The organism is Pseudomonas sp. SIMBA_067 (assembly GCF_046534675.1).
Lineage (GTDB): Bacteria > Pseudomonadota > Gammaproteobacteria > Pseudomonadales > Pseudomonadaceae > Aquipseudomonas > Aquipseudomonas putida.
In genome coordinates, this window is sequence record NZ_JAWRYH010001108.1 from 1 (window position 1) to 245 (window position 245).

1 protein-coding gene is annotated in these 245 nt (G+C 60.4%); it reads right to left on the minus strand.

Going from position 1 to position 245, the window contains the following annotated elements:
- Nucleotides 1-245 (minus strand): alpha-amylase family glycosyl hydrolase (locus SB765_RS32715; protein ID WP_410932902.1); only part of this gene is annotated, 245 nt, incomplete at both ends.

A 245-nucleotide genomic window follows, 5' to 3' on the forward strand; every position in this document is an offset into this window, starting at 1 on the left:
GTGCCGTCGTATCTTGCCAGACCGAAATCGTCGCTGGGGAAGTGGCCCGGCACCCAGTCGAGCAGCACGTTGAGGCCCGCCTCATGGGCGGCGTCAATGAAGGCGCGGAACTCGTCACGGGTACCAAAACGTCGGGTCGGCGCATACATGCCCAGCGGCTGATAGCCCCAGCTGCCATCAAACGGATGTTCGTTGATCGGCAGCAGTTCGATATGGGTAAAACCCATCTCTTTGACGTAGGGCAC